Source organism: Nonlabens sp. MB-3u-79, from assembly GCF_002831625.1.
Lineage (GTDB): Bacteria > Bacteroidota > Bacteroidia > Flavobacteriales > Flavobacteriaceae > Nonlabens.
In genome coordinates this window covers 508302-525698 of record NZ_CP025116.1, presented here as the reverse complement: position 1 = coordinate 525698, position 17397 = coordinate 508302, and the positions used below count along the sequence as shown (strand labels likewise).

At 37.8% G+C, this 17397-nt stretch carries 13 protein-coding genes; 5 read left to right on the top strand and 8 right to left on the bottom strand.

Translation table 11 applies throughout. The features are described from left to right. Positions 1 to 51 precede the first annotated feature (51 nt). The 4 genes from CW736_RS02360 to CW736_RS02345 all read left to right on the top strand — a co-directional run bounded on the left by CW736_RS02360 (position 52) and on the right by CW736_RS02345 (position 4264). Positions 52 to 636, top strand: a complete 585-nt coding sequence (locus tag CW736_RS02360; protein WP_101012380.1) for a DUF6702 family protein — start codon at positions 52 to 54, stop codon at positions 634 to 636. A gap of 62 nt (positions 637 to 698) precedes the next feature. Then, on the top strand, positions 699 to 2996 hold the full coding sequence (locus CW736_RS02355; RefSeq protein ID WP_101012379.1) for a M1 family metallopeptidase: 2298 nt from the start codon (positions 699 to 701) through the stop codon (positions 2994 to 2996). A gap of 127 nt (positions 2997 to 3123) precedes the next feature. Continuing rightward, positions 3124 to 3945, top strand: a complete 822-nt coding sequence (locus tag CW736_RS02350) for a hypothetical protein (RefSeq protein WP_101012378.1) — start codon at positions 3124 to 3126, stop codon at positions 3943 to 3945. Between the two features lie 49 nt (positions 3946 to 3994). Then, positions 3995 to 4264, top strand: coding sequence for a twin-arginine translocase TatA/TatE family subunit (locus CW736_RS02345; RefSeq protein ID WP_101015000.1), 270 nt, complete (start codon positions 3995 to 3997; stop codon positions 4262 to 4264). A 322-nt stretch (positions 4265 to 4586) separates the two neighbouring features. On the opposite strand, the gene CW736_RS02340 is transcribed toward CW736_RS02345, so the two are convergent. The 7 genes from CW736_RS02340 to purH all read right to left on the bottom strand — a co-directional run bounded on the left by CW736_RS02340 (position 4587) and on the right by purH (position 12734). Next, on the bottom strand, positions 4587 to 5240 hold the full coding sequence (locus CW736_RS02340; protein WP_101012377.1) for an O-methyltransferase: 654 nt from the start codon (positions 5238 to 5240) through the stop codon (positions 4587 to 4589). Positions 5241 to 5513: 273 nt separating this feature from the next. Continuing rightward, complete coding sequence (rodA, locus tag CW736_RS02330) at positions 5514 to 6791, bottom strand: rod shape-determining protein RodA (RefSeq protein ID WP_101012375.1); 1278 nt, start codon at positions 6789 to 6791, stop codon at positions 5514 to 5516. A 1-nt stretch (position 6792) separates the two neighbouring features. Further along, the gene (gene mrdA, locus CW736_RS02325) at positions 6793 to 8739 is read right to left on the bottom strand and encodes a penicillin-binding protein 2 (RefSeq protein ID WP_101012374.1); all 1947 of its coding nucleotides are present in this window, start codon (positions 8737 to 8739) and stop codon (positions 6793 to 6795) included. Continuing rightward, positions 8736 to 9143 (bottom strand): hypothetical protein, encoded by a 408-nt coding sequence (locus CW736_RS02320; RefSeq protein WP_232735398.1) that lies wholly within the window; start codon positions 9141 to 9143, stop codon positions 8736 to 8738. Before CW736_RS02320 ends, mrdA begins: the two co-directional genes overlap by 4 nt. 94 nt (positions 9144 to 9237) lie before the next feature. Further along, entirely contained in the window at positions 9238 to 10065 is an 828-nt protein-coding gene (gene mreC / locus CW736_RS02315; protein ID WP_101012373.1) for a rod shape-determining protein MreC, read from the bottom strand. Positions 10066 to 10097: 32 nt separating this feature from the next. Then, positions 10098 to 11132 carry a rod shape-determining protein gene (locus CW736_RS02310; protein ID WP_101012372.1) on the bottom strand — a complete coding sequence of 345 codons (1035 nt, stop codon included), beginning with the start codon at positions 11130 to 11132 and terminating at the stop codon, positions 10098 to 10100. 54 nt (positions 11133 to 11186) lie between these two features. After that, positions 11187 to 12734 (bottom strand): bifunctional phosphoribosylaminoimidazolecarboxamide formyltransferase/IMP cyclohydrolase, encoded by a 1548-nt coding sequence (purH, locus tag CW736_RS02305; RefSeq protein WP_101012371.1) that lies wholly within the window; start codon positions 12732 to 12734, stop codon positions 11187 to 11189. Between the two features lie 283 nt (positions 12735 to 13017). Here purH and CW736_RS02300 point away from each other — a divergent pair, with 283 nt between their 5' ends. Continuing rightward, positions 13018 to 15963, top strand: coding sequence for a S8 family serine peptidase (locus tag CW736_RS02300; RefSeq protein ID WP_157810866.1), 2946 nt, complete (start codon positions 13018 to 13020; stop codon positions 15961 to 15963). A gap of 76 nt (positions 15964 to 16039) precedes the next feature. Here CW736_RS02300 and CW736_RS02295 read toward each other — a convergent pair whose 3' ends face one another. Next, positions 16040 to 17395: a UDP-N-acetylmuramate--L-alanine ligase gene (locus tag CW736_RS02295; protein WP_101012369.1), complete on the bottom strand. Its 1356-nt coding sequence runs from the start codon at positions 17393 to 17395 to the stop codon at positions 16040 to 16042. Between the last annotated feature and the right edge of the window lie 2 nt (positions 17396 to 17397).

The window sequence follows — 17397 nt, the reverse complement described above, 5'->3', positions numbered from 1 at the left end:
CATTTTGGCATTAAATCGCCCGTGCTCTTGAAGAGATAACTAAATTTGAATATGAATATTTTTAAAATAATTACTTTTTTTTTGTTGATAGGTGTCGGCCTAATGTCTTTTTCGGATCCTAAAAATGAAATCAAATACAGGTGCTCAAATGAAGAAGTAGACACTTGCTGTTTTAACAAAAGTGAGAACGGTGAACTACATAAATACTACATATCTGTCTCTAACGCTACCTATAGTAAAAGTGATAAAAGCGTACAGATGGTGACCCGGTTTTTTATAGATGATATGGAGGATGTGCTCAATTCTCGAATGGAGAACCCTATCGTGTTAGGAGATAAGTCTACCATTGAAGAGGTGTACCCACTATTAAAAAGTTACATAAGCAAAAAATTAGAAGTGCAAATCAATGGCGTGACTTCTATTCCTAGCTTTATAGGTGCAGAGTATGAGTCAGATCAAATAGTGCTCTATATAGAACTGCCTTCTCCAAAGGTGCCAAAAGTAATAACGATGCGATTCAATGCATTTACAGAGCTGTTTGAAGAGCAGAAAAACTTGGTTCATATGAAGATTAATGGCGTACGCCGGAGTCTACTTATGGATAAAAACAAATTGACAGATACTGTAAAGTTTTAGTTAAAAGCTTTATAACTTATGCATTATTGTTAATTTAGCAAAGATTAATTTAAAATAAATACATGAAAGCTATTAAACTATTGTTTATCAGTATGATGCTGGTTTCTTTTGGTTCTTTTGCACAAGAAGAAGTTCAGAAAGAAGAGCCTAAGGCTGAAGAACATACTAACATCAACAAATTCCGTCAGTTGTATCAGGAATTTTCTACACCTAATCAATACCGTAGTGCCAGTGGTGCACCGGGTCCTAAGTACTACCAGCAACGAGCTGATTATGAGATGGACATAAGATTGGATGACGCAAATCACCATATTTATGGTTATGAAACGATCACTTACACTAATAACTCTCCAGATGTCTTGGATTATTTATGGGTACAGCTAGATCAAAATATGCGTGCTAAGGATTCTAAAACTCCTCTTATTGAAGGTGGTGGTGTACAGCCTTATATGCAACCAGCTGGTTTTGCAGGCGCTTATTTACAAGAGCCATTTGACGGTGGTTTTAATATCAAAAAAGTGCTTGATAAAAATGGGAATTCTTTAAAATACATGATCAATCAAACGATGATGCGTGTAGAGATGCCTGAAAAACTAAAGTCTGGAAAGGATTTTGAATTTGACATTGAGTGGGATTACAATATTAATAACCATGTAGAAGGTCGCGGGCGTAGTGGTTACGAGCAGTTTCCTGATGGACATAGAGCTTATGTAATCGCACAGTTTTACCCTAGAATGGCAGTATATAATGATGTAGAAGGATGGCAAAACAGCCAATTCTTTGGACGTGATGAATTTGCATTGCCATTCGGTACTTTTGAAGTGAATATTACGGTGCCAGAAGATCACTGGTTAGACGGTACTGGGAAATTGACCAATCGTAAGGATGTATATTCTAAAGCAGAATTAGCTCGTTATGAGCAAGCACAAAAATCTTTTGAGAATCCAGTAGTGATTAGAACTCAACAAGAGGCTGAAAAGCTTGCAATGATGCCAGGTTCTAAAGCGATGAAGACTTGGAAGTTAAAAGCAGATTACGTTCGTGACTTTGGATGGACATCATCTCGTCGTTACGTAGCAGATGCTATGGCAGTAAAAGTAGGAGGAAAGGATATCATGGCAGTGTCTATATATCCGCCAGAAGGGAATCCTTTATGGGAACAATGGTCTACAAAGGCTGTAGCACAGACCTTGAAGTCTTATTCTAGAATGACATTTGATTACCCTTATCATAAGGCAATATCTGTTCACGCAAAGAATCAAGGAATGGAATATCCTATGATATGCTGGAACTATGGACGTCCTGATGAGAATGGAGATTATTCTGATCGTGTAAAGTTTGGGATGATTTCTGTAATTATTCATGAAGTAGGTCACAACTACTTTCCGATGATTGTAAATTCTGATGAGCGCCAGTGGACATGGATGGACGAAGGGTTAAACACTTTTGTGCAGTATGTTGCAGAGCAAGATATGGGAGAAAATTACCCAGCTGCTATAGAAGGATTAGATGCATACCCATCAAGACGTGGGCCAGCAGCTAATATTGTTCCTTATATGGCTGGAGACCAAAGATATATTGCTCCTATTATGAGTAAAGGTATCAATACTTACCAGTTCGGTTCTAACGCTTATGGTAAGCCAGGTACTGCTCTTAATATCTTAAGAGAAACTGTAATGGGTCGTGATTTATTTGATTATGCATTCCGCACGTATTCTCAAAGATGGATGTTCAAACACCCAACACCAGAAGATTTCTTCCGTACTATGGAAGACGCTAGTGCTGTAGATTTAGACTGGTTCTGGAGAGGATGGTTTTACACCACTCAATTTAATGATATGGGTATCAAATCTGTAGATAAATATTTTGTTTCTGGCGAGAAAAATCAAGCTATGAAAGACATGATGAAGGCTAGAAATATAGATGATAGTAGAGTACCTGCTTTAGTTTATATGGTTAAAGAAGGAAGTGCTGACTATAATGAAGATCTTAAAGGGAAAGAACCTGCTGAAGTAGTAGGAGAGTTAAAAACCTTTATGATGGATAACTTTACAGCAACAGAAAGAGCAGCTATGAAATCTCCTAAATTCTTCTATGAAATAAAAGTAGAGAAGCCAGGTGGACTCGTAATGCCTATCATAATTGAGTATACTTTTGCAGATGGTACGACAGAAACCGTTACTCATCCAGCAGAAATCTGGAGATTAAACGATAAAGAAGTAGGCTTAAGCAAAGCAAGTGATAAGGAGATTACTAAAATAGTAATTGACCCTAAACTAGAAACTGCAGATGTAGATACTTCTAACAACACATGGCCAACTGCTGCTGAGGTAAGCAAGTTTGACCAAATGAAGAAGTAAGAAATACACTTCTCAAATAACTTTAAAACCAGATTCACAATGAATCTGGTTTTTTTGTGTTATAACACTTAGGCAGAATTGGCTATTTTGAGATTTAAATAGCATCATAAATAAATATCTTTACGGCATGAAGTACATCCCTTTTTTATGTTTTCTTTCTATTTTTTTCATTTCTTGTGATGACCCTTCTCTGGATCAACAAAACAATGAAACTGATGAAGAAGTCATACCTATGCCTGATCTAACCAGATTGAGTAGCATTCAAATAGCCCAAGATGTAATGACTAACATTACAGAAAATATAAGTATTGTCTATAATGAAGAACAATTGGTCAGTCAAGTGTCCTTTACTGGCGCAACAAATGTAGTTTATGATTTTGATTATACAGCTAATAATAGATTGGTAACAGCCACTAAAGTAGCTGGAAGTACCATCCTATATAATTTCACCTATACCGACGATTCCGTGTTCCTAGATTACACAGGTTCAAATGGTGAACTGGTACAGAAACAGCTTTATACCGATACTCAAAACAGGATTAATAGGGTAGTCACTAGGATGACAAATGGATCAGGTATTACTTCGCAAACAGAAGATTTGCGTTTTCAATATACCGCAAACTTTAATGTGGACCGTATCAATCGTATAGATACAAATGGATTTACTATTATCGGGTACAGTGAGTTTACCTATGAGTTTAATAACAACCCATTTAGGGATATGAATGATGTATTGCGTCTTATTATCTTTCCTGAATTTGTTCCTTACACAAGATATTTACCCAGCAGTAGGATGGATTACACAGCTATCTCTGGTGTTTTTGTATTAGATCGTTCATCTTCCTGTAGCTATACATTGCAAGAAGATCAATTTCCCAGTTCACGAGAAATAACAAAAACGGAATCTGGTACTAGTGCCACTATATTTGAATTTTTTAATTATCTATAGGTCCAAACTCTAATTAAAAATTGTCCTATCGTATATTTGCACTATGAAAATGATACCTTTATTTATCAGTACACCAGAGCTTATGATAGTAGGCTTAGTAGTGATATTAGTCTTTGGCTCAGATAAGTTGCCGGAAATTGCTCGTGGTTTAGGTAAAGCGATGAAAACAGTGCGAAACGCAACTGATGATATCAAAAATGAAATTTCTAAAAGCGCAGACGAGCACGGATTTAATACAGACGTCAAAGAAATTACCAAAAAAATAGAAGAAGTGAAAGATCAGATAGAAGAGTCTGGGTCTATTAAGCGCAAGTTCTAAACTTTAGAATCTTTTATAGATATTGATCAAGATATTTTAAGATGGGTCATTGGTTTGTGGATTGGGAAGTTTCAATTCTTTTGGCTTTTGTAACCCCTATAGAGAATTAGTTGCTGCTATAGCTATTCTTCTTTTCTCTTTATAAAATTTTAAAAACAAGTGAATTACATTGCTTTGTTGACGTTGTCGCTGCTTGTTTTGTCACTTTATCCCTAACCAATCTTGTTGTAAATAGTGCGGCCTAAGAACAAACCATTATCCGGGAGATGTTCTTGTGGGATTGCTGGTAGGTTTTATGCTGTTTTTTAAAATAGAAAAAAGGCTACAACACTCGGCTTAAAGTAAGTCCATCACGAACGGATAAGAGTACAGTTTGTAACCGGGGATCTTCTTTTAATAGCTTATTGTATTCCAGTAGTACAGGTGTTGATTTGTCCTTTTCATTCAGATCTTCCACCACTTTACCATGCCATAATACATTGTCAGAAATGATCAGACTCCCCGCCTGTACTTTGTCCATTATAAGATGAAAATAGTTCACGTAATTGGGCTTATCAGCATCTATAAAAACAAGGTCAAAAGTTCCTTCGAGCTCTGGAAGTAGTTGAGTCGCATCACCTATTTTTTGAGTAATGCTAATGTTATTGTTTCCGCTTTCGCGAAAGCGTGCAAAATATCCAGCCGCAAAATCTTCCAACTCTTCATTGATATCAATAGTTATCAGTTCGCTATTTGCGGGCATCCCTTCTGCAATGCATAGTGCTGAATAGCCTGTAAAAGTTCCTATTTCTAGAACACGTAGAGGAGCCTTCAAATGGGAGATCATGCTCAGCACCCTTCCTTGGTATGGTCCGGACAACATGATAGGTTGTAACACCTTCTGATGCGTCTCTCTGGCAAGATCTTGTAGGATTTGTGGTTCGTCTTCAGAATGAGCGACGATGTAATTATCAAGGTTTTTAGGAAGGAAAAACATAGGCAAATATTAGAATTACAATAGTACGAACTCTGTATTAATTTTGTTTGACAGCAACTACTTCTATTTCGATCTGAGTACCTTTTGCAAGCCCAGATGCGGCAAAAGAGGTTCGAGCAGGGTGATGACTAAAATAGGTGACATAGACTTCGTATACTTAAAACACCCAAAAACTACTATCCATACCAGTCCACCCATTTGGGTGATTAAGGTCAATAGGATGACAATGAAGAAGTGTTTCAAAGTATTTCAATAGGATCGAATTATAGATGATCAATGATCATAACTCATTCTATGCGCATCGAGTTTAATAAAGATAAATAATAAAATGGTAAAGCCCATGAGTCCGCTACCACCGTAACTCATAAAGGGCAAGGGTATTCCTACCGTAGGCAAGAGTCCTATGACCATTCCTATATTCACAAAAAAGTGAAGAAAAAATATTCCGCCGACTCCATATCCATAAACTCTCGCAAATAAATTGCGCTGTCTCTCGGCCATGATGATGACTCGATAGATTAAGAGCATGAAAAGTATGATGGTAATACTGGTTCCTAAAAGTCCAGAGACTTCACCTATAGCGCTAAAAATGAAATCTGTATGTTGTTCTGGCACGTAGCCACCTCTAGTTTGTGTGGCTTCTTCCAGAGGTTTTCCTGCCCAACCGCCATTACCTATAGCAATCATGCTTTGGTTGATGTTGTAGCCTATTCCTGCGTCGTCCTGCACTCTACCCAAGACAATATTGATTCGGTTTCTATGTCTTTCTTCTAGAAGATTATTAAAGATATAGCTGGCAGAAAAGGTATAAGCGATACAAATTACCACAGCTATTACAAACAGATATACCCGAGGCTTGTCAAGGCGTTTTTTGTGTTTCCGCTTTCGCGAAAGCAAATAGATAACCGTAATAATAAGCACAATAGCTATTATGATCCACCATATGTCAAGGACTAAGGCGCCTAAGAATAATACCAAAGCGATAAGCCCTAAACTCAAATACCAAAGTGATAATCCTTCTCTTTGTAGTGCAAAGAAAAAAGCGGTGTAAATCAATGCACTTCCAGGGTCTGGCTGAGGTATGATAAGAAGTGCAGGTAAGGCAATGATTCCCGCAACGATCATAAAATCCCTAACATTTTTTAAGGAGACATTGAGTTGACTTAAAAATTTGGCCACGGCAAGAGCGGTAGCAAATTTTGCAAATTCACTAGGTTGGAAGGTAAAGGGTCCCATGGGATACCACGATGTGGCGCCATTTACTTCTTTACCAAAAACGTAGAGTCCAGCAAGGGAAACCAGTGAAACCACATAAATAAGTCCAGCAAATCGTTCGTAAAACTTAACCTCTATAGCAAGTATGACAATGATGAGTAAGGCACAAACTCCTATGAATAGGAATTGTTTACCGTAGACTTCATTGATATCAGTTATGGAAGTATACTCTACAACTGGTGCAGCGCTATAAATACTGAGCAATCCAATAAAAACTAGTGCAGCATAGATAAGTATCGAGGCAATGTCATACTTGGGTTTATCTCCTATTCCCATATTAGTCTAGGATATTAGGTTGCAGGCTGTCCATAAGTTGTCTCAGTTTTTTTTCCTTTTCTGAGGTTATTAAACCTTGATCTATGGCTTCATTCACTTTAAATGGTTTGTTGCCTAATTTCTTTGCGTATTCATATTCAAGGCTATGAGTAAGCAAGTAATCTTCAAGATCGGTTCTTGTAATAACACCTTTAAGGTGTTTTTCAATTAATAAACTGGCCATTTTTGCGGCATATCTAGAACCCCAGTAACCGTTTTCAATAAATACTGCTACCGCTATTTTAGGATTGTCTTTAGGAGCAAATGCAATAAATACCGAATGGTCGGTGAGTTGCTTACGTTCTCCATTTACTTTGGCAAAATTCTCTACAGTTCCTGTTTTACCACAGATTTCAATCCCTGGAATTTGAACGTATTTTGCCGTTCCAGAATGATATACCTCATTCATACCTTCTACAATAGGTTGAAAATGTTTAGCATCTATGGTGGTGTAATTTTTTTCAGTATACTTGGGATTAACAATGGGAACACCATTCATTTCTTTGATAATGTGTGGTCGGTAAAAATAACCCCTGTTAGCTATGGCAGCGGTCATGTTAGCTAACTGTATAGGTGTTACGGCAATTTCTCCTTGACCTATGGCATTAGAAATAGTCGCAGTAGCATACCATTTGTATTTATAACGGGAAGTGTAATAATCTCCATCAGGTATTCTTCCAGGTTGTCCAACCGGTAGATCATATCCTAAGAAATCACCTAATCCAAAACTAGTTACATGATCGTGCCAGATATCCATTCCTTTTGCAGGGTCCTTTTCATTTTCAATGATTCTCCTATACACTTGAGCAAAGTAAGCGTTGCAGCTTTCTGCAATACCTCTATTCATTGCCAGCGGACTTGCATGGGAGTGGCAACCTAGAGGTTTTTTACCGCCGTAATTATAACCATTATTGCATCTAAAGCTTTCTTGGGGTGTCACAACACCTTCTTGAAGTGCTACTAGTGCATTGATTACTTTAAAAGGAGATCCAGGAGCATACTGACCTTGTAGAACTCTGTTGACATCTGGAAGCCTTACGGTATCCCTCAAAATAGCATTGATATTTTTGGAGCGATCGCGTCCCATCAATAGACTGGGGTCATAATTAGGGGCAGTTACTAAAGTTAAAATCTCACCCGTTTGAGGTTGGATTGCAACGATGCCACCACGCTTATTCATCATTAACTTTTCAGCATATTCTTGCAACTCTTTATCTAGAGTTACGGTAAGGTCTGTGCCCGCGATAGGAGCCATGTCACTGGAGCCACCTTTATAGGATTCTATAGCGCGACCGAAATGATCTCTTGTGTATTTTTTATAGCCTTTTACACCTCTTAACTCTTCTTCATATTGAAGTTCAATACCGCTTTTTCCAGCGAGGTCACCTTGAACATAGTAATCGTCATTTTCAATGCTGGTTTGATTTACTTCTCTGATGTATCCTAAAACACTGGCGCTGTGATCAACCATGTATTTACGTAAGGATCGTCTTTGAATATAAAACCCTGGAAATTTTCTAAGCTGTTCCTGAAGCGGTGCATATTCTACTTGAGTGAGTTGAGGAACAACCACACTAGCTTGCTTGGTAGACCATATTCTGGCTGTCTCAAGTTTTTTTTCTAGTCTTGATTCGTCAATTTTAAGCAATTTAGCGAGCTTGCTAATGTCTACATCTCCAGTTTCTCTAGGAATGACCATGACGTCATAAGCAACTTGATTAGCGACCATTAACTTGCCGTTACGGTCGTAAATAAAACCGCGTTCTGGATAATCGTAGACTGTTTTTAGGGCATTATTTTCTGCTTCCAGTTGCAATTCGTCAGATAGAACTACCTGTAAGTACACCATCCTTCCTAGGAAGGTGAGACCAACTAAAGTGACAATGGATAAAAGCAGTAATTTTTTCATGCTTTAAATCGAGGTTTAAAAAGGAGTAATAATAGACTGTTTAGTATTAGTGATGCCAGTCCTATGCTCAACGTTAGTTTTAAGGTATAAAGTATTTGCGAAGTGTTAAAAATGACCAAGCTAAAGAAAACTAAATGGTGAACAGTAATGCATAGAACCATTAATAATACAAGTCTGTCCATTGGTGTTCTAATTACCTTCAAGTTTTTCATTTTATAACTTTCTCCATAAACCAGTCGTAGCCATATGGGCCTTGTAAAGGCTAGAGTTAAGGAAGCGGCAGCGTGTGCGCCACCGGTGTCTTGAAAGGTATCTAGAACAATGCCTAGAGCAAAAGCGAGTATCATAAAACTCCACCTTTTGTTCTCGACAGGAAACAGTATGATGAAAAGAATATAAATCATCGGATTTATATAGCCCAGAAAATTAATCCGATCAAACAAGAATATTTGTAGCCCAAGCAAGCCTATAAATCGGAGAACATTATTTAAAAGAGTTCTATTCATTGTTTCCTAAGGTATCTATGACTTGTAATGCGGCTCTATCTCTATTTTTAATGACGTTTATATAATCCAAATCAGTCATGTCATTAAATAACTCTACATCAATTTTATATCGAGAACCGTTTTCAATGAGCTCTGCGTTTTTGATGCTTCCTATTAAAATATCAGCAGGGAACAGGGTGGATTGTCTTCCAGTTATGATGGTGTCGCCTTTAGAAACTTTTGCAAGTCTAGGCACATCTTCTAGGCTCATCATGTAAGGATCATTACCGTTCCACTTTAAAGAGCCTATGGTAGCAGTTCCCTTTATTTGAGCATTCAAAGAAACTTGAGAATTTAAGATGGAAATCACTCTGGAAAACTGGGTACTGCTTTTGTCTACAACACCTACTATTCCTTTAGGAGATATCACGCCCATATCCGAGCGTATCCCTTGATCAGTGCCTATGTCTATGGTAATGTAATTATCTGATTTATAGTAATCATTTTTAATAACTCTCGCTGGGAAAATGCGGTAAGGAATGCTATCTGAAAATATAAATGTAGATTCTTTTCCTAGAAGCGTATCGCTTATATCTAGAAGTTGCATTCTTAAAAGTGCATTTTCTTCACTTAATTTATTATTTTGATTTTTGAGATCAAAGTAATCAAAGATTCCGTTTCTGGTGTTCAATAAGTTTCCAGTTACATATCCTGTGGAATGTATGGTCGAATTGAGATGGTAGTCATGCGTTTGAATAGTAAAACTAAGTGCAGCGACCATTAAAAACAGATACAACAACAAGTTTCTGTACTTGATCAGAAAATTGATTATTTGTTGCATGGGGTTACGTCAATAGGTTTTAAAGTAAGGTCTTAGTACTTGTTAGCCAGTACACTTTTATATTTGTCTAGATTTTTAAGAGTGAGGCCTGTACCGCGCACTACAGCTCTTAAAGGATCTTCAGCAATATAAACGGGTAAGTCTGTTTTTTGTGACAGACGTTTATCAAGGCCGCGTAGCATAGAACCACCACCGGCAAGATAAATTCCTGTATTATATATATCTGCAGCGAGTTCTGGTGGTGTTTGAGATAAGGTTTCCATGACCGCATCTTCTACACGTAGAATAGATTTGTCCAATGCTTTTGCTATTTCTCTGTATCCTATTTTTACTTCTTTAGGTTTTCCAGTTAAAAGGTCACGACCCTGTACACTCATTTCTTCTGGTGGTACTTCTAGGTCTTCTGTTGCAGAACCTATTTGGATTTTAATTTTCTCAGCAGTGCGTTCTCCTACATAAAGGTTGTGTTGTGTACGCATGTAGTAAACGATATCATTCGTAAATACATCACCTGCAATTTTAACTGATTTATCACAAACGATTCCTCCTAAAGCAATAACTGCAATTTCAGTTGTTCCTCCACCTATGTCAACAATCATATTTCCTTTAGGCTGCATGATGTCCACACCTATTCCTATAGCAGCCGCCATCGGTTCATGAATGAGATAAACTTCTTTGCCGTTTACTCTTTCAGCACTGTCTTTTACCGCTCGCATTTCCACTTCAGTAATTCCAGAGGGAATACAAATAACCATGCGTAGAGAAGGAGTAAACCATTTTTTCTTCAAAGCTGGAATCTCTTTAATAAACATAGAGATCATTTTTTCACTCGCATCAAAATCTGCAATCACACCGTCTTTCAACGGTCGGATGGTTTTGATATTTTCATGGGTTTTGCCTTGCATCATTGCTGCCTCTTTACCTACGGCAATAATTTTACCAGTTGTTCTATCGCGCGCAACGATAGATGGACTGTCTACAACGACTTTGCCGTTATGAACAATGAGCGTATTTGCCGTACCGAGGTCGATAGCAATATCTTCTGTAAGAAAGTCGAAAAATCCCATAAATGAACAGTAGAAAAACGTTAAAAATTAGACTATGGTAAAGTTACCACAATTCTAGTGTTTAAAATGCCTTGTACCCGTGAAAACCATCGCAATATTATTTTTATTACAGTAATCGATAGAAAGCTCATCTTTAATAGATCCGCCGGGTTGTATGATAGCTGTAACTCCTGCATTATCAGCGATTTCTACACAATCTGGGAAAGGGAAAAATGCATCACTTGCCATAACAGCTCCTTTTAAGTCAAACTTAAAAGATTGGGCTTTATGAATGGCCTGATTTAAAGCATCCACACGTGAAGTTTGACCAGTTCCACTAGCACAGAGTTGTTTGTTTTTTGCGAGAACAATCGTGTTAGATTTGGTGTGCTTACACAACTTAGAAGCAAATAATAAATCTTCGATTTGTCCTGCAGTTGGAGCTAATTTAGTCGCGGTGTTTAAGTCTTCTTTCTGATCGGTTTTTAGATTAGGGTCTTGAACTAAGTATCCATTTAAAGAAGCACGCACTTCGAGTTTGTTGGTATCTCGCTTTCGCGAAAGCGCACCTTCAACAAGCTCTAGCATAATTCTATTCTTTTTCCCTTTTAGAATTTCTAGTGCATCGCTGGCAAAAGACGGGGCAATCACCACTTCACAGAATAATTTATGAATCTCTTGAGCCGTCGCAGCATCAATTTCCACATTAGAGATCAAAACGCCGCCAAAAGCAGAAACTGGATCACCAGCAAGGGCATCCACATAAGCTTGATGAATGGTTGCTCTTTGTGCCACACCGCAAGCATTGTTGTGTTTGAAGACACCGAATGTAGGAGCGTCATTTACAAACTCACTCATTAAATTAACGGCAGCATCTACATCGAGCAAATTGTTGTACGATAGTGCTTTCCCGTGATGTTTGATAAACATTTCATCAAAGTCTCCATAGAACCATCCTCGTTGATGAGGGTTTTCACCATAACGTAATGGCATCACATGTTGCTCACTTATTTTAAGGGCTTTTCCTTCAGAATTACCAGCAAAGTAATTGTAAATCGCGCTGTCATAATGAGAAGAAACATTAAAACAAGTAGCAGCAAATTCCTTGCGTTGATCGAGAGAAGTCGTGCCGTTACCAGACTCTAGGACTTCTAATAATTTAGAATAATCTTTTACGGTCCCTACACAAAGAGTATCCTTATAGTTTTTTGCACCAGCGCGTATTAATGAAATTCCGCCTATGTCTATTTTTTCTATGATATCCTGCTCTGCAGCATCACTAGCAACCGTCTTTTCAAAAGGATACAGATCTACAATGACGATATCTATTTGAGGAATGTCAAACTCTGCTAATTGTGCTTCATCTCCTTTATGATCACGTCTGTTTAAAATACCTCCAAAAACTTTAGGATGTAATGTTTTTACACGACCTCCTAAAATCGATGGATAGGAAGTGACATCTTCAACAGGAACGACGTCAATCCCCAAGTCTTTTATGAACTTTTCAGTTCCTCCTGTAGAATAGATGGTAATGCCTAGGGCGTTCATTTTTTTAACGATAGGAGCGAGACCTTCTTTGCTGAATACAGAAATTAAGGCACTTTTTGCGGTGATGTTACTCATGTTGTATGTTCTTTTGTGTGGGAAAGTGCAAAAGTAATTAATTGAATTGGTTAAAGTTTTTTAGAAATTGTAATTAATTGAGTCTTTTATGAACTAATTATTAAGAGGTAATCATTAATGATAGGTCTTGAATTTTTTATAGCCTTGTTATAGTAGGTGAAATAAGCATAAAAAGAATTGTGATTTATCAAATTATCTCCATGGGAACAATAATAAAGTTTGGTTTTACAGAGAATTAAAGAGAATGTTTCCATATTTTAGCAACCCTATTAAAAATTTTAACATGAAGATGAAAATTACTTTAGTTGCAATGCTTTTCAGCATGCTATTTATGACTGCTCAAACGGCTGAACAAAGAGCACAAATCGTAAAAGCAAACAATCAAGAAGAATTACAAAACTTGATAGTCGATTTGAAAGCCAAGGAACTAAAAGACCAAGTATATGCGGTGGACTTTGCCCGTCAAAATAACATTCCTATGTTTATTCAAAATCAGAATGGCTCATTTGACCAATTGATGAGAGTAACAGAAGAAGGAATGCCACTTTACTTTACTTTAGATAACACAGATGCTGCTACAAGTACTAGAGCAAATACCCTGCATAATATAGGTATTTTGGGGTTGAATGTTGAAGGACAGGGTATGACAGCATATGTTTGGGACGGAGGACCGACTAGAATTGATCATCAGGAATTTGCTGGTGGTACAAGAGCTTCTCATGGTGATGGACAGACTACTCTAAATGGAAATAGTTTTCATTCTACTCATGTTAGTGGAACTATAGCCGCCTCTGGTATCAATGCAAATGCAAAGGGTATGGCACCACAAGCAGAGGTGGTTACCAATGACTGGAATTCAGATTCTTCTGAAATGGCAGGCTTTGCCGCTACCGGTGCCCTTATATCTAATCACTCTTATGGAATTCCTGCTAGTTCCTATTCTAGTGTTCCAGAACTTATAGGTAAATATCTACAGGATGCCAGAACCGTTGACCAAATAGCTTACAACGCTCCTTATTATTTGCCTGTATATTCTGCTGGTAACGATGGATCTAATAATACAGCAAATAGTTCTCCATTAGGCTCTCTAGCGGGCTATGATAAATTAACTGGAGATAAAGTAGCTAAGAATATCATGACAGTTGCAAATGCACAGGACGCAGTAATCAATCCTGATGGATCACTAAACTCAGTTAGTATCAATGGAGGAAGTAGTCAAGGCCCATCAGATGATTTTAGAATAAAACCAGATATTACCGGAAATGGAACACAATTAACAAGTACGTTTGATGCTACAATAACTAGTTACGGTACTATAAGCGGTACTTCTATGGCTTCACCAAATATAGCGGGATCCATGCTCTTATTACAACAACATTACAATGATAAAAATGGTGTTTTTATGAGAGCTGCAACACTAAAAGGTCTTACACTTCACACGGCGGATGATGCAGGAGTTGTTGGTCCAGATCCTGCTTTTGGATGGGGGTTAATGAATACTATGGCAGCTGCAAATACAATTACTGAAAACAGAATAACTTCAAGAATAGTAGAAAAGGAGTTGATCAACGGCCAATCCTATTCCATTACAGTAGAGTCTGATAACGTTTCTACATTACTGGCTTCTATTTCATGGACAGATCTTCCAGGCGCAATAAATACAAACGGAGCTAATGACGGCACGCCGGCTTTAGTAAATGACTTAGATGTTAGAATCACTCAAAATGGTACGTCATTCGATCCTTGGAAACTGACTAGTGTAACTTCTAACGGAACAGGAGATAATACGGTAGATAACTTTGAAAGAGTCGATGTTGTTAATGCTTCAGGGGTATACACAATCACAGTAACCCATAAAGGGACTTTAGTAACTGGATCACAAGCATTCACTTTAATTGTAACAGGTGAGGATAATGACTTTGCCATTACCTCAACACAAAATAGAATAGAAGCTTGTAACAGTCAAGCTGTTTCTTTTCCTCTAGAATACTTGGCTAACTCTGGATTTAGTGATGCGGTGACTCTTTCATTGGCAAATGTGCCAAGTGGTTTAACTGCAGTGATATCTAATACGAGCTTTACAGGTTCTGGTAGTACAACTCTCGATCTAAGTAATTTATCTGCTGCTGCAGATGGTACTTATGAAATAACGGTAAATGCTGTTTCACCTTCTGAACAGCGTGCTATTGTTCTTACCTTAAGAATAATGAGCGCCAATTTCAATGCTGTGAATCTTACATTCCCTGCAGATCAAGCCGTACGAATTATCAATACGCCTCGTTTAGATTGGGATGACGAATTAAATGCTCAGCAATACAGAATTCAATTAGCAAGGAGCAATTCATTCGGCAGGCCTTTCCTAGATGAAGTAGTAAACACTTCTTTTTATACAGTAGCTCCATCATTATTGGATCCAGGATCTTTATTTTACTGGAGAGTACAACCTATCAATGAATGTGGAACTGGGACTTATACGGCATACTCTTTTACTACCTTTCAATGTAATGAAATTGACGCTGCTTTAGGAGCTCCTATTAGTTTACCAGATAACAACAATACTGGAATACAAAGCACAATAACGGTTAATGAAGCTAACAATATTGCCATAGGTAAGTTAACGGTTCAAGTGGTGAGCACTCACGAGTATTCTGGTGACCTGAACATCACATTGACTTCACCTGCAGGAACTGTAGTTTCTTTAACCAGTCCTAATGGTTGTGCCACTCCTAATCTAGATGTGGTTTTTGATAATGACGCTACAGCTTTTACCTGTAATACAACGGCAGGAGCACCGGGGTATACGGGTGTTGTTGCACCAGTAGGTGATATGTCTTTATTTGAAGGAGAAACTATTAACGGTGACTGGATACTTACTGTAAGTGATCGTGGTCCTGCAGATTTAGGAACTTTGGATAACTGGAAAATAACTTTTTGTGAAACCCCGGCTGTCCTAAGTAATGAAATCATAGAGGACTTAGAGTTTGCTGTTTATCCAAATCCATCAAATGGATTGTTTACTGTCGCTGCTGGATCAAATAACGTGAATACGGGTAATGCTGTTATTTACCTTCTTGATCTTAATGGTCGTATGGTATTTACTAAAGAAGTGCAAGACGCCTCCAGATTAAATGAAACTATAGACGTACAAAACTTGACTAATGGATTGTACTTATTACAAGTACAACAAGGATCTTCAAGAACAGTTAAAAAGGTGCTTATCAATAAGTAAGTATCCTATAATAGATATCATAAAAAATGCGATCCATATGGATCGCATTTTTTTTGTTGTCTATATTAGGTTAGAATTAGTTCACTAATTTCTTTACTTCTTCAAAATCAAGACCGCCATAGTTACCACTGCTCATCAGCAATAAAGCACTGCGCTCTAGTTGTTGTTGAAAAAGCCATTCTTTAAAGGCTGTTGGATCTGTCATAACGATAAGGTCATCACGATCAAAAGCTTTGAGAATTTGCTCCTTAGAAATTGGAGCTAGTTTTTTAATGGCTACAGCGTTTGGGCTGTAAAAAACCACAGCAACTGTTGCTGGATCAAGGGCGTTTTTATACTGTTCTAAAAACTCTGGATTCAGGCTGGAGTAGGTGTGCAATTCCAAGCAAGCGATAATTTTACGTCCTTCGTATTGTGTGGCAACTGCTGCTGTTGTAGCAGCAACCTTACTAGGAGAATGAGCAAAATCTTTAAAGATCACCGCATCTGAATTTTCGGCTATTTTCTCAAGGCGTTTGGACGCTCCTTTAAAGGTCGCAATAGCTTCATAAAAATCATCTTCATCAATGCCCATGTGCTGACACATCCATTTAGCACCAGCGAGATTGCTCAAGTTGTGTTTACCAAAAATTTCAATAGGCATAGCTCCTTCAGGAGTATCCAGATAAGTAGTACCATTGATGATTTGATGATCTGGAACCGTATAAGAATGTTTTCTAGTAGGTTTTGTTGCTGCTTCAGCTAGTGCCGCAACGGCTGCATCGTCTTCATTATAAACGAGAATACTGCCGTTTTTCATCAATTCAACAAACTGCTCAAACTGGCTCAGGTAATTTTCCCAAGTAGGGAAAACATTGATATGATCCCAAGCAATACCAGAGATCAATGCGATATTAGGCTGGTACAAATGAAATTTAGGTCTTCTATCTATTGGGCTGGACAGGTATTCATCACCTTCTAAAACTATAAATCCATTTTCATCAGTAAGATGTACCATGGTGTCAAAACCGTCTAGTTGTGCGCCTACCATGTAATCTACTTCTTTTTCATGATAATGCATGACATGAAGAATCATGGAGGTGATGGTTGTTTTACCATGAGAACCACCTATAACAACACGTGTTTTGTTTTTAGACTGTTCGTAGAGATATTCTGGATAAGAATAAATTTTAAGCCCTAATTCTTGAGCTTTTATTAATTCTGGATTATCCTCTTTTGCATGCATTCCTAAAATTACGGCATCCAGATCTGTAGAGATCTTCTCTGTAAACCAGCCAAATTCTTCTGGAAGCAAACCGTATTTTTCCAGTCTGGATTTACTTGGTTCAAAGATAGTATCGTCGCTACCTGTTACATGATCACCTTTGTGATGTAAAGCAAGAGCAAGATTGTGCATGGCGCTGCCGCCTATCGCGATAAAGTGTACGCGCATAA

What these genes read in the sequence shown, in the direction of transcription:
- CW736_RS02360 (WP_101012380.1), top strand. Translation starts at nt 52, where the DNA reads ATGAATATTTTTAAAATAATTACTTTTTTTTTGTTGATAGGTGTCGGC.
- CW736_RS02355 (WP_101012379.1), top strand. Translation starts at nt 699, where the DNA reads ATGAAAGCTATTAAACTATTGTTTATCAGTATGATGCTGGTTTCTTTT.
- CW736_RS02350 (WP_101012378.1), top strand. Translation starts at nt 3,124, where the DNA reads ATGAAGTACATCCCTTTTTTATGTTTTCTTTCTATTTTTTTCATTTCT.
- CW736_RS02345 (WP_101015000.1), top strand. Translation starts at nt 3,995, where the DNA reads ATGATACCTTTATTTATCAGTACACCAGAGCTTATGATAGTAGGCTTA.
- CW736_RS02340 (WP_101012377.1), bottom strand. Translation starts at nt 5,240, where the DNA reads ATGTTTTTCCTTCCTAAAAACCTTGATAATTACATCGTCGCTCATTCT.
- rodA (WP_101012375.1), bottom strand. Translation starts at nt 6,791, where the DNA reads ATGGGAATAGGAGATAAACCCAAGTATGACATTGCCTCGATACTTATC.
- mrdA (WP_101012374.1), bottom strand. Translation starts at nt 8,739, where the DNA reads ATGAAAAAATTACTGCTTTTATCCATTGTCACTTTAGTTGGTCTCACC.
- CW736_RS02320 (WP_232735398.1), bottom strand. Translation starts at nt 9,143, where the DNA reads ATGATTTATATTCTTTTCATCATACTGTTTCCTGTCGAGAACAAAAGG.
- mreC (WP_101012373.1), bottom strand. Translation starts at nt 10,065, where the DNA reads ATGCAACAAATAATCAATTTTCTGATCAAGTACAGAAACTTGTTGTTG.
- CW736_RS02310 (WP_101012372.1), bottom strand. Translation starts at nt 11,132, where the DNA reads ATGGGATTTTTCGACTTTCTTACAGAAGATATTGCTATCGACCTCGGT.
- purH (WP_101012371.1), bottom strand. Translation starts at nt 12,734, where the DNA reads ATGAGTAACATCACCGCAAAAAGTGCCTTAATTTCTGTATTCAGCAAA.
- CW736_RS02300 (WP_157810866.1), top strand. Translation starts at nt 13,018, where the DNA reads ATGAAGATGAAAATTACTTTAGTTGCAATGCTTTTCAGCATGCTATTT.
- CW736_RS02295 (WP_101012369.1), bottom strand. Translation starts at nt 17,395, where the DNA reads ATGCGCGTACACTTTATCGCGATAGGCGGCAGCGCCATGCACAATCTT.